The 17,475-nt window shown below is 71.9% G+C and carries 14 protein-coding genes; 8 read left to right on the forward strand and 6 right to left on the reverse strand.

Features of this window, described 5'->3' with window-relative positions; translation table 11 throughout:
- Positions 1–21: 21 nt before the first annotated feature.
- Positions 22–792 carry an alpha/beta hydrolase family protein gene (locus AB0K00_RS17100; RefSeq protein WP_363521685.1) on the forward strand — a complete coding sequence of 257 codons (771 nt, stop codon included), beginning with the start codon at positions 22–24 and terminating at the stop codon, positions 790–792.
- Positions 793–829: 37 nt separating this feature from the next.
- Here the strand turns inward: AB0K00_RS17100 and AB0K00_RS17105 are convergent, their stop codons facing one another.
- From AB0K00_RS17105 to AB0K00_RS17115, 3 genes are all read right to left on the reverse strand, one after another.
- Positions 830–2,719 carry an FUSC family protein gene (locus AB0K00_RS17105; RefSeq protein ID WP_363521688.1) on the reverse strand — a complete coding sequence of 630 codons (1,890 nt, stop codon included), beginning with the start codon at positions 2,717–2,719 and terminating at the stop codon, positions 830–832.
- A gap of 149 nt (positions 2,720–2,868) precedes the next feature.
- Entirely contained in the window at positions 2,869–4,143 is a 1,275-nt protein-coding gene (locus tag AB0K00_RS17110) for a serine/threonine-protein kinase (RefSeq protein ID WP_363521691.1), read from the reverse strand.
- Between the two features lie 52 nt (positions 4,144–4,195).
- Positions 4,196–5,062, reverse strand: a complete 867-nt coding sequence (locus AB0K00_RS17115; RefSeq protein WP_363521694.1) for an FAD:protein FMN transferase — start codon at positions 5,060–5,062, stop codon at positions 4,196–4,198.
- A gap of 209 nt (positions 5,063–5,271) precedes the next feature.
- On the opposite strand from AB0K00_RS17115, the gene AB0K00_RS17120 reads away from it, so the two are divergent.
- A complete protein-coding gene (locus tag AB0K00_RS17120) occupies positions 5,272–6,009 on the forward strand; it encodes a response regulator transcription factor (RefSeq protein ID WP_363522140.1) in 738 nt (245 codons plus the stop codon).
- A complete protein-coding gene (locus AB0K00_RS17125) occupies positions 5,987–7,519 on the forward strand; it encodes an ATP-binding protein (RefSeq protein ID WP_363521697.1) in 1,533 nt (510 codons plus the stop codon). The genes AB0K00_RS17120 and AB0K00_RS17125 overlap by 23 nt, the downstream gene beginning before the upstream one ends.
- On the opposite strand, the gene AB0K00_RS17130 is transcribed toward AB0K00_RS17125, so the two are convergent.
- Positions 7,467–8,138 (reverse strand): aquaporin, encoded by a 672-nt coding sequence (locus AB0K00_RS17130; RefSeq protein ID WP_363521700.1) that lies wholly within the window; start codon positions 8,136–8,138, stop codon positions 7,467–7,469. The genes AB0K00_RS17125 and AB0K00_RS17130 overlap by 53 nt on opposite strands.
- A gap of 204 nt (positions 8,139–8,342) precedes the next feature.
- Between AB0K00_RS17130 and AB0K00_RS17135 the strand changes: the two genes are divergently transcribed.
- Entirely contained in the window at positions 8,343–9,689 is a 1,347-nt protein-coding gene (locus AB0K00_RS17135; protein ID WP_363521703.1) for a serine/threonine-protein kinase, read from the forward strand.
- 8 nt (positions 9,690–9,697) lie between these two features.
- Here AB0K00_RS17135 and AB0K00_RS17140 read toward each other — a convergent pair whose 3' ends face one another.
- On the reverse strand, positions 9,698–11,170 hold the full coding sequence (locus AB0K00_RS17140; protein WP_363521706.1) for a catalase: 1,473 nt from the start codon (positions 11,168–11,170) through the stop codon (positions 9,698–9,700).
- A gap of 190 nt (positions 11,171–11,360) precedes the next feature.
- On the opposite strand from AB0K00_RS17140, the gene AB0K00_RS17145 reads away from it, so the two are divergent.
- The 4 genes from AB0K00_RS17145 (at position 11,361) to AB0K00_RS17160 (ending at position 16,049) form a co-directional block, all read left to right on the forward strand.
- A complete protein-coding gene (locus AB0K00_RS17145) occupies positions 11,361–12,884 on the forward strand; it encodes a hypothetical protein (protein ID WP_363521709.1) in 1,524 nt (507 codons plus the stop codon).
- 166 nt (positions 12,885–13,050) lie between these two features.
- A complete protein-coding gene (locus tag AB0K00_RS17150; protein WP_363521712.1) occupies positions 13,051–14,172 on the forward strand; it encodes a hypothetical protein in 1,122 nt (373 codons plus the stop codon).
- A gap of 125 nt (positions 14,173–14,297) precedes the next feature.
- Positions 14,298–15,494 carry a cupin domain-containing protein gene (locus tag AB0K00_RS17155; protein ID WP_363521715.1) on the forward strand — a complete coding sequence of 399 codons (1,197 nt, stop codon included), beginning with the start codon at positions 14,298–14,300 and terminating at the stop codon, positions 15,492–15,494.
- Positions 15,495–15,596: 102 nt separating this feature from the next.
- Complete coding sequence (locus AB0K00_RS17160; protein WP_363521717.1) at positions 15,597–16,049, forward strand: hypothetical protein; 453 nt, start codon at positions 15,597–15,599, stop codon at positions 16,047–16,049.
- 30 nt (positions 16,050–16,079) lie between these two features.
- Here AB0K00_RS17160 and AB0K00_RS17165 read toward each other — a convergent pair whose 3' ends face one another.
- Positions 16,080–17,471: a hypothetical protein gene (locus tag AB0K00_RS17165; protein ID WP_363521720.1), complete on the reverse strand. Its 1,392-nt coding sequence runs from the start codon at positions 17,469–17,471 to the stop codon at positions 16,080–16,082.
- Positions 17,472–17,475: the final 4 nt, after the last annotated feature.

The raw sequence follows: 17,475 nt of genomic DNA on the forward strand, positions 1-17,475 counted from the left end.
CCACCCACCTTAGGGTGAGGTATGGCTCTGATGCGCTGCGATTTCTTCTCCGACGTCCTCGGCTTCAGCACCTCCATGACGGTCGTGCTGCCCCAGCGCACCACCGGGCAGATCGGCATGTCCGGCAGCGGCCGCGACGGCGACGTGCCGACGCTGTTCCTGCTGCACGGCCTCAGCGACGACGACACCATCTGGACCCGGCGCACCTCGATCGAGCGGTACGTCGCCGAGCTCGGCATCGCCGTGGTCATGCCGCAGGTCCAGCGCAGCTTCTACACCGACGAGGCGTGGGGCCGCCCGTACTGGACCTTCGTCGCCGATGAGCTGCCGGCGATCGCGCGCAGCTTCTTCCGGCTGTCCGCCCGCCCCGAGGAGACCTATGTGGCGGGGTTGTCGATGGGCGGCTACGGCGCGTTCAAGCTCGCCCTGCGCCACCCCGAGCGCTTCGGCGCGGCGGCCAGCCTCTCCGGCGTGCTCGACCTCGGCGACCGGATGCGCACGATGGTCTCCGAGGTCGACCCGCTCATGTGGCGGCGCGTGTTCGGCGACACCCCGTTCGACGGCAGCGACAACGACCTCCTCGCGCTGCTGGACAAGGTCACGGACCCGCCGCCGCTGTTCGCCTGGTGCGGCACGGAGGACGCCCTGTATGACGGCAACGTCCGCTTCCGCGACGCCTGCACGCGACGCGGCGTCCCGTTGACCGCCCAGTTCAGCGCCGGTACCCACGAGTGGACCCACTGGGACGACAAGATCCGCGACGTCCTCGCCTGGCTCCCCCTGCCGTCCTGAGGACCGGCTCGCGGGAGCGCCGGCGGGCGGGCACGTGTCACGCCGTGGCATCCCCCGGACGCCACAGCAGCCGTTCCAGCGTGCACACGGCATCCGCGACCGGCCTCGCCGCCGGTTCGGTGGGCAGCGGCTGCCGGGGCGGCGGGTGGGCGTGGCGGACGGACTCGCCGATCGCGTCGATCGCATCGACCAGCTGGTGCACGGCCGAGCCGGTGGGCGGGGCCGCGCCGCGGTCGGTGACGACCGCGGTGGCGGTGATGGCGTCGAGGGTGCGTTCCAGCGCGACGACCGCCGGGTACCAGGCGGTCACGGGCCGGCTGATCCGGGCCGGCTCGGCCAGCGACTGCTGGAACACGGTGCGCAGGTCGGACAGCCGCCGGTCGGCCTCGCGCCGCGGTAGGTAGCGGCCGGCGGGCCGCTCGCCGAACGCCTTTTGCAGGTAGCACCCGACCTCCGACACCGTGTCCGCGAACCGCGCCGCGACATCGACGTGCCAGCTGCTCGGCCACGGCAGGTAGCCGAGCAGGAGCACGATGGCGCAGCCCACCAGGGTGTCGACCAGCCGGATCTGGGCCAGCTGCCACCCGGCTCCGGATGGCAGGTCGATCAGCAGGACCACCAGCGGGGTGAGGAGGGTGGCGAGCAGGCCGTAGTTGAGGCTGAACCCGTAGGGCAGCAGGAACGCGAGGACGGCCATCGGGATCAGCAGCAGCGGGCCGGACGGCACGGTCGCGAGCAGAGCGGCGCCCACCACCGCACCGACCACCGTGCCGATGCCGCGCTGCAGGCCGCGGGCGAACACCGAGCCGAAGTCCGGCTTCAGCACGACCACGACGGTCAGGATCACCCAGTACGAACGCTGCATCGCGACGACCTCGCTCACGACCGCGGCGACGCCCGTGCACAGCACCAGCCGCAGCGCGAACAGCCGGACCAGCCGCCCGGGGTGGACCGCGGCGAGGGAGGCCCGGAGCTGTTCGTGCCCGCGTGCGGCGGGTCGGCGCGCTGCCACGGCACCGCCGGCCAGGACGTCGGAGGTGCCGGCCAGGGCCTCGTGCAGTGCGCGGCCACCGGGTGTGTCCGTCGCGGGCGGCAGCGCGGGCGCGTGCCCCGCCGCGGTGTGCTGGATCGTGTCGGCGACGGCGTCGAGGTAGCAGGCGGCGGCCGGCGGCGGGCGGGTCCCCTCGCCGGCGAGCGTGATCGCGGCCTCGACGATCTGATGGGTCTGGTTGAGCGCGGCCATCAGGCGGATCTGCCGCGTGTCGTGGCCGCCCACCGTGGCTCGTGCGGCGAGCATCTCGTCGAAGGCCGTGTTGAGCGCGGTCGTGAGGTGGGCCCGTTCGTCGTCGAACGTCTGCGTGCCGATCGCGCGAAGCAGCCGCGCGACGGCCCGGTACGCCTCGGCGACGCTGCGCTGCTCCGGCGCGTGGGGGACGAACAACCAGCCGAGCATGGACAGCCCGGTGCCCCAGGCGGCTCCGGCGAGGAACAGGCCCACGACCGACCACCACGGTCCCATCATCCCCAGCGGGCCGGTGCCCAGCACCGCGAACAGCAGCAGCTGCATCCCGGTGACCGAGCCGACGTTGCCGGCGGCGCTGATCACGGCCGACACCAGCGCCAGCACCATGATCACCGCTACCGCGATCCAGCCCCTGCCGTAGGTCAGCATCCCGATCGTCAGGCCGAGCGCGCTGCCGAGGACAAGGACCGTGCCGAGCCGCTTGGCCCGTCCGGGGTACGGGCCGCCGCGCTCGACCACCGAGCTGATCAGGCCACCCATCGCGACGGGCAGGCCGGTCAGCAGGTGCCCGGTCATCATTGCCACGGCAAGCGGCAGGCAGATCACCAGTGGCGCACGGATCATCCGCGGCCACGGCGGCGAGATCGGGCGCGGCCGCACCACCTCGGCCAGCCACGGCGGCACCACCGGACCGTATGTCCGCCCTGCGAGCCTGGACCGGGACGCGGCGCATCACCTCCCGGTCTCGTTGCGCCTTTCCGCTGCGGTACCCGGTCGGTGGCCATGTCACCGGCGGCCGCGCACTGATCTCGGGGTGAATGTGCGGGGCCGCGTCAGGAGAGCGGTGCGCCGCTGCGGCAGGGTTTTCCATTGAGCGTGAAGCGCTCCGGGACAGTGCCGGCGTCCTTGCCGTCGACGTTCGTGCCGACGTCGCCGACCGACGCGCCGGCGGCGAGGTACGCGTTGTCCGCGGTGGCGGCGACGCTGACGTGCGTGCCCTGCTGACGCCAGGTGCCGTTCCAGCCGGGTCGTGCCCGCACGCCGTCCGGCAGGTCGAAGGTGAGCGCCCAGCGCGTGATGTCGGTCCTGCCGGTGTTGGTGATCGACAGTGCGACGGTTGCGCCGTCGGGCCAGATCTCGGTGACCCGGTACCCCACCGTGCACGACGGTGCGGCCCGCAGACCGGTGCTGGGGAGCCGTAGCGTGCCGAAGGTCAGCGCCAGCGCCGCCAGCACGGCGGCGGCCAGCGCCGCGCCGAGCACCGTGCGAGGAACCCGCGGGCCGCGGCGTGGCGGCGCGGTCCGCGGGTCCTCGGTCCCGGTGCGCTCGGTTCCGGTGCGTGAGGTCGGCGGGCCGCCGTCCAACGCGCCCGTCCCCATCCCCGCCAGGGCCGCCAGCCGGCTCGCCAGGGTCGCCGAGGACGGCCGCGCGCCCGGGTCGACGGCGAGGCACTCCTGGTAGAGCGCCGCGACCTCCGGCGGCATCCCTGGGACCAGCGGCACCGTCAGCTCCACGTCGTCGCGCACCAGCCCGTCGACGCCGGCGGGCCGGCGTCCGGTCAACGACTGGAACAGCACGATGCCGAGGGCGTAGACGTCGACGGCCGGCCCGCCGATCTCGCCGGCGAGGCGCTCGGGAGCGAGGTAGCCCGGTGTGCCGACGACCGGGCCGTCCACCGGACGGCCGGCGAGTGCGGCGATGCCGAAGTCGACGACTTTGACGCCGGTGTCGGTGAGCATGATGTTGCCGGGTTTGATGTCGCGGTGGGCGAGGCCGCGGGCGTGTGCGGCGGACAGCGCGGCGGCGGTGTGGGCGCAGACTTCGACCGCGGCGCGCCAGTGCAACGGTCCGCGGGTCAGGCGGGCGGACAGTGTCTCGCCGTCGAGGAGCTCCATGACCACGAACGGTTCGTCGCCAGCCACGCCGTAGTCGTAGACGGCGGTGACGTTGGGGTGGTTGAGCAGGGCGGCGGCCTGTGCCTCGGCGCGCAGCCGGCCCGCGTCTGGCAGCCGGGTGCTGAGCAGCTTCACCGCCACCCGCCGTCTGAGCACCTCGTCATAGGCCCGCCAGACGACCGACATGCCGCCCTCACCGATGGGCTCGATCAACCGGTACCGACCGGCCAACGGATCCTGTGCCCCTACCACGCCGGCCCCACGGCTATCCGAGCCCGTGCGCCGGCCAGCGCCCCACGGTGATCACCTCACCGTTCGTGGCCACCAGCCGGGCCGACACACCGAGTCCGCGGAGCCAGTCCGGTGCGGCGCGGCCGCGCATCATCGCGGCCATGCTGAGCGCCTTGGCATACGTGCACGGCGCCGCGGCGACCGACACGGACCGCCACAGCGGGACGGCCGAGCGGCTGCCCGGACGAACCGTGGAACGCGTCGACGCATCGCGGTCCGATGACTGCGGACCGGCCGTGGTCGACATGGTGCAATCCAGGGTGAGCAGGGGGTCGCGAGCGGCCGGAGCCGACCGGATCAGGCTTGCCCACCCGCGGGCGGGAGGTTGCCCAGCGACGGCGATGTCGCCGCCGATGGCGACGCGTACCCCGGCGCCGCAACGTTCGTGAACCAGCCGCGCGCAACGGTCCACGGCGTACGCCCTGGCCATGGTGCTCAGATCCAGCATCGTCCCGGCCGGCTCGCCGGGTGCGCGCAGGACCTCGCTTGAGATGCGGTCGAGCGAGATGTGGTCGAGGCAGCCGTCACTGAGCAGCGCCGCGCGCAGCGAGACGGCCACGAGCTCGGCCAGCAGGGGGCTCAGCCGCACCGGTCGGCCCCGGGCCCGCCGCAGCGCGCGCACCTCCGAGTCGGGGCGCAACGGGTTGCACGCCTCGTCGATGGCGGTCACCTGCTCGATGACCAGCTTCCGGGCCGCGGCGAGCCGGCTTCGATCGGTGACCATCAGGTGCAGCGTCGAGTCCCACACCGGCCACAGCGCGGTGCCCACGTGGCTCCCGTTGCCTTGACGCATCTCGATGTCGCCGTTCAGTTTCCGGTCGTTCGTGTCGGCCTGACGCATCCTGGCCTCACCCTTCTCGTGCAGTCCGGGCCGTTCTGGAATCCGGCCACGGCCGGTGTCGCGGGTCCCATGCTGGGTAGCGGACCTATCTGCAACCTGTGCCCTGCCTGACGGAGTCCTGTTTTCAACGAGGAGCCTCATGCGCAGACCCGTGATCGAGCTGGATCCGTGACGCTGTGGACGAGGCGCCCCGGACCGGCACGGATCTGATGCCACCCGTCGCGGCGCGAGGCGGACGTGAGCTGCGCCGAGCCGACGGCAGGCCGGTGCGGGTGCTCGTGGTCGAGGACGAGGCGGCGATGGCCGACCTGCTGCTGACGGCGCTGCGCTACGAAGGTTGGGACGTGCGCCACGCCGGCGACGGCGCCACCGCGGTCCGCCTCGCGCGTTCGGTGCTGCCTGACGCGGTCGTCCTGGACGTCATGCTGCCCGACCTGGACGGCCTGGAGGTGCTGCGCCGGCTCCGCGCCGAGGCCCCCGAGCTCCCGGTGCTGTTCCTGACGGCCAGGGACAGCGTTGCGGACCGGGTCGCCGGCCTGACCGCCGGTGGCGACGACTACGTGACCAAGCCGTTCAGCCTCGAGGAACTCCTCGCCCGGCTCCGCGGGCTGATGTGGCGGACGAGCGCCATGGCCAGGCCCGAGCCCACCGCAATGGTCGTCGGTGACCTGACGCTCGACGAGGACAGCCGGGAGGTGTACCGCGCGAATGAGCCGATCGCCCTGACCACCACCGAGTTCGAATTGCTGCGGTTCCTCATGCGCAATCCACGCCGGGTGCTGAGCAAGGCGCAGATCCTCGACCGGGTCTGGAACTACGACTTCGGCGGCCAGACGAACATCGTCGAGCTGTACATCTCCCATCTGCGCAAGAAGATCGACGCCGGTCGGGCGCCGATGATCCGGACCGTGCGGGGTGCCGGGTATGTCCTGCGACCCGCCGACTGAGCACCCGCGCCGGTGGACGCATCGGTGGGCGCATCGGTGGACGCGCTGGTGGGCGTCCAGGCTGCTGCGTACGCAACTGATCGTCCAGAACGTGGTGCTGCTCGCCGCGGTGTGCGTCGCCCTCAGCGTCGTCACCGGGCTCGTCGTGCACCGCCTGCAGATCGCCCAGCTCGACCGGCAGCTGGGGACGACGTCCGGTCGCGTGGTGTCCTTCGACAAGACCGACGGCAAGATCCAGGTGCCGGGTTCGCCGCCGGTGAACAACCCGTTGACCAACGCGCCGGGTGTGGACGCGCAGACCGTGCTCACCCGGATCGTCGGCGAGACGGTGACGGACTCCGGGCTGCGTGACACCGCGACCGGGGCGCAGCAGAACCTGTCCCCGCAGCAGACGACGGCGCTCAGGGGTCTGCCGCTGGACCGCCCGGTCACCCGCCACGTGCCCGGCCTCGGCGACTATCGGCTGTTCGCCGCCAGGTCCGCCGACGGGGACAAGCTCATCATCGGGCGTCCGCTGGCCCCGCTGCAGACCGCGCAGCTGCAACTCGCCGCCGTCGAGGCCGGTGTCAGCCTGGTCGGCCTGGTCCTGGCGGCGGTGTTCAGCGGGTTGATCACGCGCAGGACGCTGCGCCCGCTGGAGCGGGTCGCCGCCACCGCGCAACGGGTCGCCGAGCTGCCACTCGATCGCGGCGAGGTCGCCTTGGCGGTGCGGGTCCCCGAGGCCGACCCGCGCACCGAGGTCGGCCGGGTCGGCGCCGCGCTCAACCGCATGATCGGCCACGTCGCCGAGGCTCTCGCCGCGCGGCACGCGGGTGAGACGCGGCTGCGCCGGTTCAGCGCCGACGTCAGCCATGAGCTGCGCACGCCGCTGGCGGCGATCCGCGGCTACGCGGAGCTGACCCGCCGCAGGGCCGGTGTCCAGCCGGAGGTGGCCGACGCCATGCGCCGGGTCGAGTCCGAGACGATGCGGATGACCGTGCTGGTGGAGGATCTGCTCCGGCTCGCCCGGTTGGACTCGGAGCGGCCGCCGGCCACGGCGCCGGTCGACCTGTCCTGGCTCGTCATCGACGCGGTCAGTGACGCGCGCGTCGCCGGCCCCGACCACGGCTGGCGGCTCGACCTGCCGCAGGAGCCGGTGATCGTGACCGGCGACGAGGCCGGCCTGCACCGGGCGGTGGCGAACCTCCTGGCCAACGGCCTGGTCCACACGCCGCCCGGCACCACGGTGACCACCGGCCTGGCCGTGTCGGGGGACCACGCCGAGCTCAGCGTCGTCGACGACGGCCCGGGCATCCCGGCCCAGCTGCTTCCCCAGGTCTTCGACCGGTTCACCCAGGGCGCCGCGTCCCGCCGCTACTCGGCCGGTGGCGGCGGGCTCGGGCTCGCCATCGTCAAGGCGATCGTCGAGGGGCACGGCGGCGGCGTCGGCGTGGACAGCCGGCCGGGCAGGACGCGGTTCACCGTACGGCTTCCTCGACCCGTGGTCTCGACTCCACCTCGTCCGGATTGAGCGCGAGGAACACGACACCGGCCACGGCACCGGCGAGCAGCTGGACGACCAGGTAGATCGCGGCGGTGTACCAGGTGATGAGCCCCATCACCAAGGCGCCGGCCACGACCGCCGGGTTGAACATGCCGCCGGAGATCGGGCCGACGGCGACGATGCCGGCGGTGACGGTGAACCCGATCGCCAGGCCGTAGAAGGAGTTGTTCGGGTTGCTGCGGCTCGTCGCCACGTTGAGCATGACGTAGGCCAGCGCGAAGGTGAACAACGCCTCCACGAGCGCCGCCGCGAGCCAGGACCGTCCGGACAGGGACAGCGTCGCGAAACGCCTCGGGTTCACCACCCAGTACGCGAGGGCGGCGCCCAGCACACCGCCGAGGATCTGGGCCACCCAGTACGCGACGGCGTCGGCGACCGTGATCCGGTGCCGTAGCAGCACACCCATCGTCACCGACGGGTTGTAGTGGCCGCCGGATACGTGGCCACCGGCGTACACCATGACCATCAGCGCGGCGCCGATGGCCAGCGGCGCGAGTGGGCTCCCGGTGAGCACGCTCGTGCCGACCGTGAACACCAGGAAGAACGTACCGAGCAGTTCGGTGACGTAGGCAGCGTGCCTGTGCATGTCGTCCTCCTCAGCAGTAGGGGTCGTTCGCCTGTGCGGACGGAGCACCTCGGTCTACTGCCCGAGTCGCCTGGACTTAGGCCGTCCGCGGGCGAGGTGGTCCGGCAGGCGCACCGGGATTCCGCTCGGGACGCCGGCGGCCAGGCGCGTGGCAGACTGTTCCGGGTGGTTGCGCAACAAAGGGTGTTGTCTGGTCGGTATCGGTTGATCGAGCCCATCGGTGAGGGCGGCATGTCGGTCGTCTGGCGGGCCTTTGACGAGGTGCTCAGACGGCGGGTGGCGGTGAAGCTGCTCAGCACCCGGCTGCCGGACGCAGATCGGCTGCAGGCCGAGGCGCAGGCCGCCGCCGCCCTGATGAACCATCCCAACGTGACCGCGGTCTACGACTACGGCGTGGCTGGCGACGAACCGTTCGTGGTCATGGAGCTCCTCGACGGCGAGACACTGTCCGCCCGCCTGGCCCGCGGACCGTTGCACTGGCGCGCCGCGGTCGAGGTCTGCGCCCACACCGCCGCCGCGCTGTCCGCCGCACACGCCCGCGGCCTCGCCCACCGCGACATCAAACCCGGCAACATCATGCTCACCGACACCGGCGTCAAAGTCGTCGACTTCGGCATCGCCGCACTCGCCGGTCCCCGGGTGCGCCGGGCTTCCGGCGGGGAGACGGATGGCCCGGCGGCCGACGTCTACGCCCTCGGCGTCATGCTGTTCACGTCGCTGACCGGCCGGCCGCCGGCGAACCGCAGGGACGGGTTGCTGCGCGGCGACCCGGGGCCGACCCCGCTGCCGGTGATCCCGGGAATGCCGTTGCAGGTCGCCGCCCTGTACCAGGACTGTGTCGCCGCCGAGCCGGTGCTGCGGCCGTCCGCGGCCACACTCGCCCGCCAGTTCGCCGCGCTGTCAGGGGTGCGGGTGGGCGCGGTGGACAACGGCCCGCCGCCCTCGGACACCGAACCGCGAACCTTGACCGGCACGGTGGAGCTGCTGGCGACACCACCGCGACGCGGCGGGCGGAGCGGCCGCGTCGCGGTGACGGTGGCGGTCGCGGCGGTGCTGGCCGCCGCGGCCGGGGTGGCGGTCACCGCCACCGTGGCCGGCCAGATACGTCCGGCGGTGTCCGCTGGGTCCTGGCGGGCCGGCAGCTCGGACCCGGCCAAGCAACCAACGACCGACGCCGGCGCACCGCCCGGTGATTCCCCGTCCGACAGCGCGGCGGGGTCGACGTGCAGCGTGACGTACCAGGTGAAGGACACCTGGGACCGCGGCGCGTCCGTGTCCCTGTCGATCGCCAACACCGGCGGCGCCGACGTCCGGCAGTGGGCGCTGCAGTTCGACCTCCAGGACGGCCAGCGGATACGGGACGGCTGGAACGGTGTCTGGCTGCAGCAGGGGCAGCGGGTGAGCGTGGCGCCCCTGCCCGGCCACCCGGACCTCGCGGCCGGCGCGTCGGTGCACGACATCGGGACCACGATCGACGGCCGGGGCGCCGCGGGCATCCCCGACGCCTTCCTGCTCAACGGCGTCCAGTGCCGCACGGCGGCCCAGCCATAAGGGAGCCGCTATCGCGACGCGGCCGTCAGGCCGATCTCGCGGGCGACGCGGGCGCCGAGGTCGGGGTCGACCTTTGCCCAGTAGTCGTTGACGGCGCGTTCCTGGATGAAGCGCTCCACCCCCTGGTTCAGGTGCCAGGCGATGTTGCCGGCCAGGTGCTCGCGGTCGATGGGTGTCATCACGTCGCGGTACAGCGTGCCGGGCTGGATGAAGTCGTCGTCGTCGCGGTGCGCCTCGTAGGCGGTACGCATGATCTCGGCGGACTCCACGAACCAGCCCGCGTCGCGGTAGCGCCGCGCGTCGGCCTTGGGCCCGCCGTAGCTGTTCGGCGCGTACACCGGCTGGTTGCCGTTGTGGTGGTAGCGCATCGGGCCGTCCTTGTTGTAGTTGTGCACCTCGCCGAGCGGCTGGTTGACCGGCAGCTGGGCGTAGTTCGGCCCGGTGCGGTACCGCTGCGAGTCGCCGTAGGCGAACATCCGTCCCAGCACCATCCGGTCCGGGCTGGGCCCGATGCCCGGCACCATGTTCGACACCTCGAACCCTGCCTGCACGATCTGGGCGAAGAAGTTCTCCGGGTTGCGGTTGAGCACCATCCGGCCGACCGGGATCAGCGGATAGTCCTTGTGCGGCCAGACCTTCGTGATGTCGAACGGGTTGAAGCGGTAGCCGGCCGCGTCCTCGTACGGCATGATCTGCATCTCGAGGCGCCACGCCGGGTAGTCCTGGCGGCCGATCGCCTCCCACAGGTCGCGCCGGTGGTAGTCGAGGTCCTCGCCCTTCATGGCCCTGGCCTCGGCGTCGGTCATGTTCTGGATGCCCTGCTCGGTCCTGAAGTGGTACTTGACCCAGAACTTCTCGCCGCCGGCGTTCTGCCACATGTACGTGTCGCTGCTGAAGCCGTGCAGGTGCCGCAGCGTGCGCGGGGTGCCCCGGTCGCTCATCAGGACCGTCACCTGGTGCGCCGACTCGGGCGAGCCCGTCCAGAAGTCCCACTGCATGTTGTTGTCGCGCAGGCCGCTGTCGGGCATGCGTTCCTGCGAGTGGATGAAGTCGGGGAACTTCATCGGGTCACGGACGAAGAAGACCGGCGTGTTGTTGCCGACCATGTCGTAGTTGCCTTCTTCGGTGTAGAACTTCACGGCGAAGCCCCGCACGTCCCGGTCGGTGTCCGGGTACCCCTCCTCGCCCGCCACCGTCGAGATCCGGGCAAGGATCGGCGTGCGTTTGCCGACCTTGTTGAGGAAGGCGGCCTTGGTCCACTGGGTGACGTCGTCGGTCACCTCGAAGTAGCCGAAGGCACCGCTGCCCTTGACGTGATACACGCGATCGGGGACACGCTCACGGACGAAGTGGGCCAGCTTCTCGATCAGAACGCCGTCCTGCAACAGATTCGGACCACCGGCGCCGACGGTGAGCGAATGCTCGTCGCTGGACGTGGGAATGCCGGTGTTGGTGGTCGTGTTGTGTGGTCGGTTGTTCATTGCCTTGCCCCCTTCGCTGCGGACCTGCGTCGCTGTGTCCAGCCGGAATCCCCGCCGTACCCTCGTGTGCCTGCATCACACCGGCCCGCGAACAACGCTGCCGGGGCGCCGTGCCGGGTACTGTTGCGGCCGTCCGCGGGAGGTGAGCGCGGGTGCCCTGGTGCCCATGAACGGAAGTGCTGAGAGAGTCGTGACGTTCGACAACGGATCCCGGCCGCGCGGGCTGCGTGCCGTGCTGCGGGAGGCACGTTCCCTGCCGACGGTGCTCCTGGTGGCGTTCTGCCTGCTGGTCGGCATCCCCGCGACGGTCGGCCTGACACCGCCGCAGGAGCTGGCGATCGCCGGTCAGGAGCTGTCGGTCGGCGCGCGCCCGCCCGGCCTGTCGCTGTCCGGCCCGGCCCAGCTGGTGCAGATCGGCAACACCCGCATCGACATCGCGCCGCTGCAGGTCTTCGGACCGTTGCGCCCCCAGCTGACGCTCGGCCCGATCCAGCGCAACGCCGCGGCCGCGGCCGCGATCGACCCCACGACCGGGCCGCACGTGCGAGCCGCCGCGATGTCCGCGGTCGGCAACGGATTCCTGCGCTGGTACGGCTGGGCGACGCTCGGCCTGCTCGCCTTCACCCTCGCCGCGACCGCGGCCGTCGGCTACATCCGCGTGCTGGCCACCCTCCGGCGGCAGAGCCGGGCACCGCACCGGCAGCAGTCCGTGTCGCAGCTGTGGCACCGCGGCGTGGCGCAGAGCCTGCGGATGACGGCCGTCGCCGTCACGGTGACGATGCTGGCCTGGGCCGGCGCCGGGGCCCTCGCGTACACCGGCACGGTGCAGGGATTGCACGGCGTCCGGTCGCTCGCCGACCTCGTCGGCACCCGGCACCTCGCACCCATGCCGGTCGGCCCGAAGGTCACCGGCTACGCCGGTGCGGTGATCGGCGACTCGCGTGCCGCGCGCGTCGGGGGCGCCCCGGTCGCCGGCGCCACCGCGGACGACACCGCCTGCGGGCGCAGCTCGGACTCCCTCGCCGGGGAGATCGGCAGGATGCAGGGTGCCCGTGTGCTGAACCTGGCCTGCTCCGGGGCGTCGATCCCGAGCGGCCTGCTCGGCCCGCAGGTGCGCGGCGGGCAGACGCTACCCAGCCAGGTCGGGCTGCTGCAGCAGGTGCGGGGGCTGAAATACGTCGCGGTCGTGATCGGTCCGAACGACCTCGCCTGGGGTGATTTCCTCACGTACTGCTACGCCGTCGCCGACTGCCACGACAACCTCACCCAGGGGGAGTTCGACTACCGGCTGGCCGCGTTCGACCGGGACTACGGCGAGCTGCTGCAGACCCTCGACAACCTGCCGGGCCGGCCGCAGATCATCGTCATGACGTCGTACGACGTGTTCAACCCCGACGCGGACTGCGCCGACGCGAAGGGTCCGGCGAACGCGAACGGGCTCGACCCGACGAACATCACGCTGCTGTCCAACCGCAACACGGCACTCAACGACGTGCTCGTCAGCGGTGCGCACAAGTACAAGTTCAGCGTCGCCACGCCGCGGCTGGCCCCGCTGTGCACGCCCGACAGTGACCGTCTCGGCGCCGACATCCAGGGGCTGGACAGCGCGAACCCGTTCCACCCGACCGGCATCGGCTCGATCCGGATGGCCTCGGCCGTGGTGCAGCAGATCGCGGCGGATGCCCCGCCGGCAACGGTGGCTCGACGCGGGTGATCGGGGCGTCGAGCCGCCGCGCGTTGCCGTGACCGGGAATCTGGAGCCGGTCACGTTGACACACTGGGCGGTGTCGGCACCCGGCGGTTTGTTCATGACGACGTAGCGGTCGTGGACCGTGGCAGTGCCGAACGTGTCGCAGAGGCCGACGGCAAGGAGACTGACCATGGGCACGATGGCCGGGACGCTGCCGTCGGTTGTCGTGTTCGCCGCGGGCGCGGTGACGGTCCTGGCGACCGCCATTTCCGCGGTGCAGACCCTGGTGGTGCCGCGGGCGACGCCGATGCTGCTCACCCGCTGGGTGTTCCGTGGCGTCCGGGTGCCGTTCCACCTCCGGTACCGGTACGCGAAGGACTACGTCGAGCAGGAACGTGCCATGGCGCTGTACGGGCCGCTCGGCCTGATCAGCCTGGCGGTCGCCTGGCTGCTGCTCATCGGCTCGGGCTACGTGCTGATGTACTGGGCGCTGGGCGTCCGGCCGGTGCGCCACGCCGTCGTCCTGAGCGGTTCGTCGATGTTCACGTTGGGCTTCGTGGTGCCCAAGGATCTCCCGTCCACCGTTCTGGCGTTCACGCAGGCGGCCTTCGGCATCGGCGTGATCGCCATGTTGATCAGCTACCTGCCCTCGACTTACGCGTCGTTCTCCCGGCGTGAGGCGGCCGTGGCCGGGCTCGACATCCGGGCCGGGTCGCCGCCCTCACCGGCCGAACTGCTGATCCGCTACACCCGCATCGACGGGCTCGACCGGCTCGACGAGGTGTGGCGGACCTGGCAGAGCTGGTTCACCGACATCGAGGAGACCCACACCTCGCTTCCGGCCATCGCCTACTTCCGCTCACCCGACCCGAGGCGCTCCTGGGTGACCGCGGCGGGCGCGGTCCTGGACGCCGCCTCGATCACCGCGTCCACACTGGATCAGGAACGATCGACCGAGGCGCAGCTGTGCATCAGGGCCGGCTACATCACCCTGCGGAAGATCGCCGGCGTCTTCGGCATCGGCTTCGACCCGGACCCGCAGTGGCCCGGGCAGCAGATCTCGGTCGCGAAGCACGAGTTCGACGAGGTCTACGACGAACTCGCGGGTGAGGGCGTCCCGGTCAAGACCGACCGCGAACAGGCATGGCGGGACTTCGCCGGCTGGCGGGTCAACTACGACGCGGTGCTGCTCGCCCTCGCCGCGTTCACGTTCGCACCACCGGCCAAGTGGTCGTCGGACCGGTCCCCGGAGGTACCCCTGCTGCCCCTGCTGCCTCCGCTGACCCGCAGACGCAACCCGCCCCGTCGCTGACCGGGGCGCCGGTCGGATGAGGCGACTGCGGGGCGGCGTGCCGCCGCGGTCCCCGGGCGTGAAGCGACGGGACCCGGGTATGGCGCTCGGCGAGAACCTGTTGCCCATGAATGGGAGGAGACAGCGTGACCGCCGTGCAAAGCATCCCTCACCCGATCAGGGAGTCCGACAACAAGGGCTGGTTCGATCTCGGCCCCCGGGACATCTGGCGGGACAGGGAGAACCCGGACATCTTGGTGCCGCCGGCCACCGACAACGGCACGATGGCCAACATGAAGTACTCGTTCTCCGACGCCCACCAGCGTCTGGAGGAGGGGGGCTGGGCCCGCGAGGTCACCAACCGGGAGATCCCGTCGTCGCTCGACGTCGCCGGGGTGAACATGGCCCTGGAGCCGGGCGCCTATCGCGAGCTGCACTGGCACAAGGAGGCCGAGTGGGCCCTCGTGCTCGTCGGCAGCTGCCGCCTGACGGCGATCGACGAGCACGGCAGGTCGTTCATCGACGACGTCAAGGCGGGCGACCTCTGGAACTTCGAGGCCGGGCTTCCCCACTCGATCCAGGGCCTGGAAGACGGCGTCGAGTTCCTGCTGGTGTTCAGCGACCCGGACTTCTCCGAGAACTTCACGTTCCTGCTGTCCGACTGGTTCGCCCACACGCCGCAGGACGTCGTGGCCGCGAACCTCAAGAAGACCGTCGCCGAGATCGGCAGCCTCCCCAAGTCCGAGAAGTACATCTTCCGGGCCGACCTGCCCGGCCCCATCGCCGAGGTCGACCGGCCGGTGCCGGCGGGCAAGGTGCCCTCGCCGTTCACCCTGCACATGGCCGACGTCGAGCCGATCGAGTCCGAGGCGGGCCGCGTGCGGATCGTCGACGTGAACGTGTTCCCGGCCGCCAAGACCATCTCCGCGGCGTTCGTCGAGGTGGAGCCGGGCGGCATGCGCGAACTGCACTGGCATCCGAAGGCCGCGGAGTGGCAGTACTACATCCAGGGCCAGGCGCGGATGACGATCTTCGACTCGAACGGGCTCGCCCGCACCTTCGACTACACGGCGGGCGACATCGGCATCGTGCCCCTGGTGGCCGGCCACTACGTGCAGAACACCGGCGACGAGAAGCTGATCTTCGTCGAGATCTTCAAGTACCCGGAGTACTCCGACATCTCCGCCAACAAGTGGCTGGCCTCGAACCCGGTCAAGGTGGTCGCCGACCATCTCGACGTGACGACACAGTTCGTCGAGTCGTTGCCGCTCGACGACAAGCCGGCGCCGGTGATCTGGTACGACCGGTCCAAGGCCAAGGCCAAGGCGTGGCCCGCATCCTGATCCTCCGCTCGGGTCTGTCCGGTGCGGACGCCGGTGACGTGGTGCCCTTGAGGGTCGCGCCAACCGGCGTCCTCCCGGACCGGTTTTCGGTAGCCTGAAATCGTGAGCGAACCGACACTGACGACCGCCTCCACTGTGGACATCGGGATGACTGCCTGGTCGGCGCTGAATCCGTTCGGTGAGCCGACCGCCTTCGTCCTCGTGCATCCGATCTCGGCACACGACGACGGAACGTTCGCGGACACGATCGCGGCGCTGGGCCTGAGGCGGCTGGACGTCGACGGTGAGATCCTGCCCATCGGCACCGACGTGCTCTACGCGTCGCTGCGCGCGATGCGGGTCGAGCTGTGCACACCCGCCGGCGTGTGGCTCAGTCACGACGTCACCGACGACTGGACCGCGAATGCCGTCGGCCGGCGCTACATCGTGCTCGCCATCGGCACCGCGCCGCTCGCCGCCGACGCCGATGCCGGCGCCGTCGCCGCCTACCTGGCGGACCGCGCGAGCGTGCACACCGCGCTCGTCAGGATTCGGGTCCGGTTCGACGAGACCTGAGCGCGTCGCGGGGCCGGCCCGGCGGTGGCCTCACGAGGGGGACCTGGCCAGGATGCTGGTGCCCACGCTCAACGCGGACTCGAACGCCACGAACAGGTCCCGGGGCGCCCGCGCCACGACGCGCGGCGGCGCGACGTCGAACTGGAACGTCCTCGCCGCCCCGGATCCGAGCAATGCCTTGAGATCGCCGGCCGTGACGGAGAAATCCAGGCCGTTGCGCGGCTCGTAGGCACGCGAGGCGTGTGTCCGGCCGTCGGCGGCGAGCACCGACGCCTCGACCCGCAGGAGCCGCCGGTCGCCTCCCTCGTAGACCTCGGCCGAGCCGTGACTCCAGTGCCGCAGCACCCGCGTGGGCGGCGCCAGGTCGGCGACGGCGTCGGTCGGTTCCGCGAGTGACATCCCGGGCTCCAGCAGCGTTTCGAACGCCGCGCGCGCCCGGCCGGGCTCCACCGCGGATCCCAGTGCGACGCAGAGCCGGACGCGATGGCGGGTGCGGTTCGTCAGCTCGAGCGTGGTGTCGGTGAGCCGGACGTGGATCACGTCGGAGGCGCGGATCGCGGGGAACTCGCCGATGCGTTCCGTCGCCGCGGGCGCGCCGGCCGGGACCGGTTTTTCCGTGGCCGGTGCTGACCGCGCCGGCCGGTCGGTGCTCTGCCGGTCCGCAAGGCTCGTCTCCACCCCGAACGCCAGCTCGACCGTTCTCGCCACCTCCCGGGCGACCGTGGCGGAGTAGCGGGCGTGCGCGGCGTCGAAGACCAGCACGACATCGGCGTCGGCGTGGGCCGCGATGACGGCCGCGGCATCGGCCGAGCCCGGGGGGACCGGCACGACGATGACGGCCGGGCGGGTGACGAGGCCGTGCAGTGCCCGCTCAGGACGGGGCTCGGCGCGCTCCCGCCACTGCGTGGCGCCGGCCCGGGCCGCGGCGCGCGCGGGCAGGTCCGCATGCCCGGCGGATCCCTGCGAGCCACGGCCGTTGAGGTGCTCGACCCGGCGACCGGACGCGGCCGCGAGCGCGGCACCGACGTACAGCTCGTACGAGGAGACCGACTCCGCGGGTGAGAGCACCACGATCGGCCCGGGCTGCGGCGCCGACGCCGCCGGGATCAGCACCAGCGCCAGCGGTCGCGCGGCGGATGCGGTGGCCGAGGCCTCCGTCGCCGCGGCGAGCCGGTGGGCGCCCTCCCGGTGCCACGCCCGCGAATCCCGCCCCCGGTCGCCGACCGCGACGAGCGCGCCCCGGTCCGCGCCCAGCTGGACCGCGGCGGCGAGGTCCGCAAGCGGCGCCGAACCGTCGCCGGCGGACGGCCGGTCCGTGACACCGTCCAGGTCACCCTCGACCGAGATCCCCAGCGCGCCGAGCCGGGTGTGGTCGGCAGCGTCGAGATGCACCGATGGCGCGACGACAGCCCCGGTCCCCATGCGC

The organism is Dactylosporangium sp. NPDC049525 (assembly GCF_040676755.1).
In the GTDB taxonomy this organism is placed as follows: Bacteria; Actinomycetota; Actinomycetes; order Mycobacteriales; family Micromonosporaceae; genus Dactylosporangium.

Bases quoted from the DNA above. Each gene is read 5' to 3' on its own strand.
- AB0K00_RS17120 (WP_363522140.1), top strand. From the start codon at position 5,272: ATGCCACCCGTCGCGGCGCGAGGCGGACGTGAGCTGCGCCGAGCCGAC.
- AB0K00_RS17150 (WP_363521712.1), top strand. From the start codon at position 13,051: ATGGGCACGATGGCCGGGACGCTGCCGTCGGTTGTCGTGTTCGCCGCG.
- AB0K00_RS17165 (WP_363521720.1), bottom strand. From the start codon at position 17,471: ATGGGGACCGGGGCTGTCGTCGCGCCATCGGTGCATCTCGACGCTGCC.
- AB0K00_RS17100 (WP_363521685.1), top strand. From the start codon at position 22: ATGGCTCTGATGCGCTGCGATTTCTTCTCCGACGTCCTCGGCTTCAGC.
- AB0K00_RS17125 (WP_363521697.1), top strand. From the start codon at position 5,987: ATGTCCTGCGACCCGCCGACTGAGCACCCGCGCCGGTGGACGCATCGG.
- AB0K00_RS17140 (WP_363521706.1), bottom strand. From the start codon at position 11,170: ATGAACAACCGACCACACAACACGACCACCAACACCGGCATTCCCACG.
- AB0K00_RS17115 (WP_363521694.1), bottom strand. From the start codon at position 5,062: ATGCGTCAGGCCGACACGAACGACCGGAAACTGAACGGCGACATCGAG.
- AB0K00_RS17130 (WP_363521700.1), bottom strand. From the start codon at position 8,138: ATGCACAGGCACGCTGCCTACGTCACCGAACTGCTCGGTACGTTCTTC.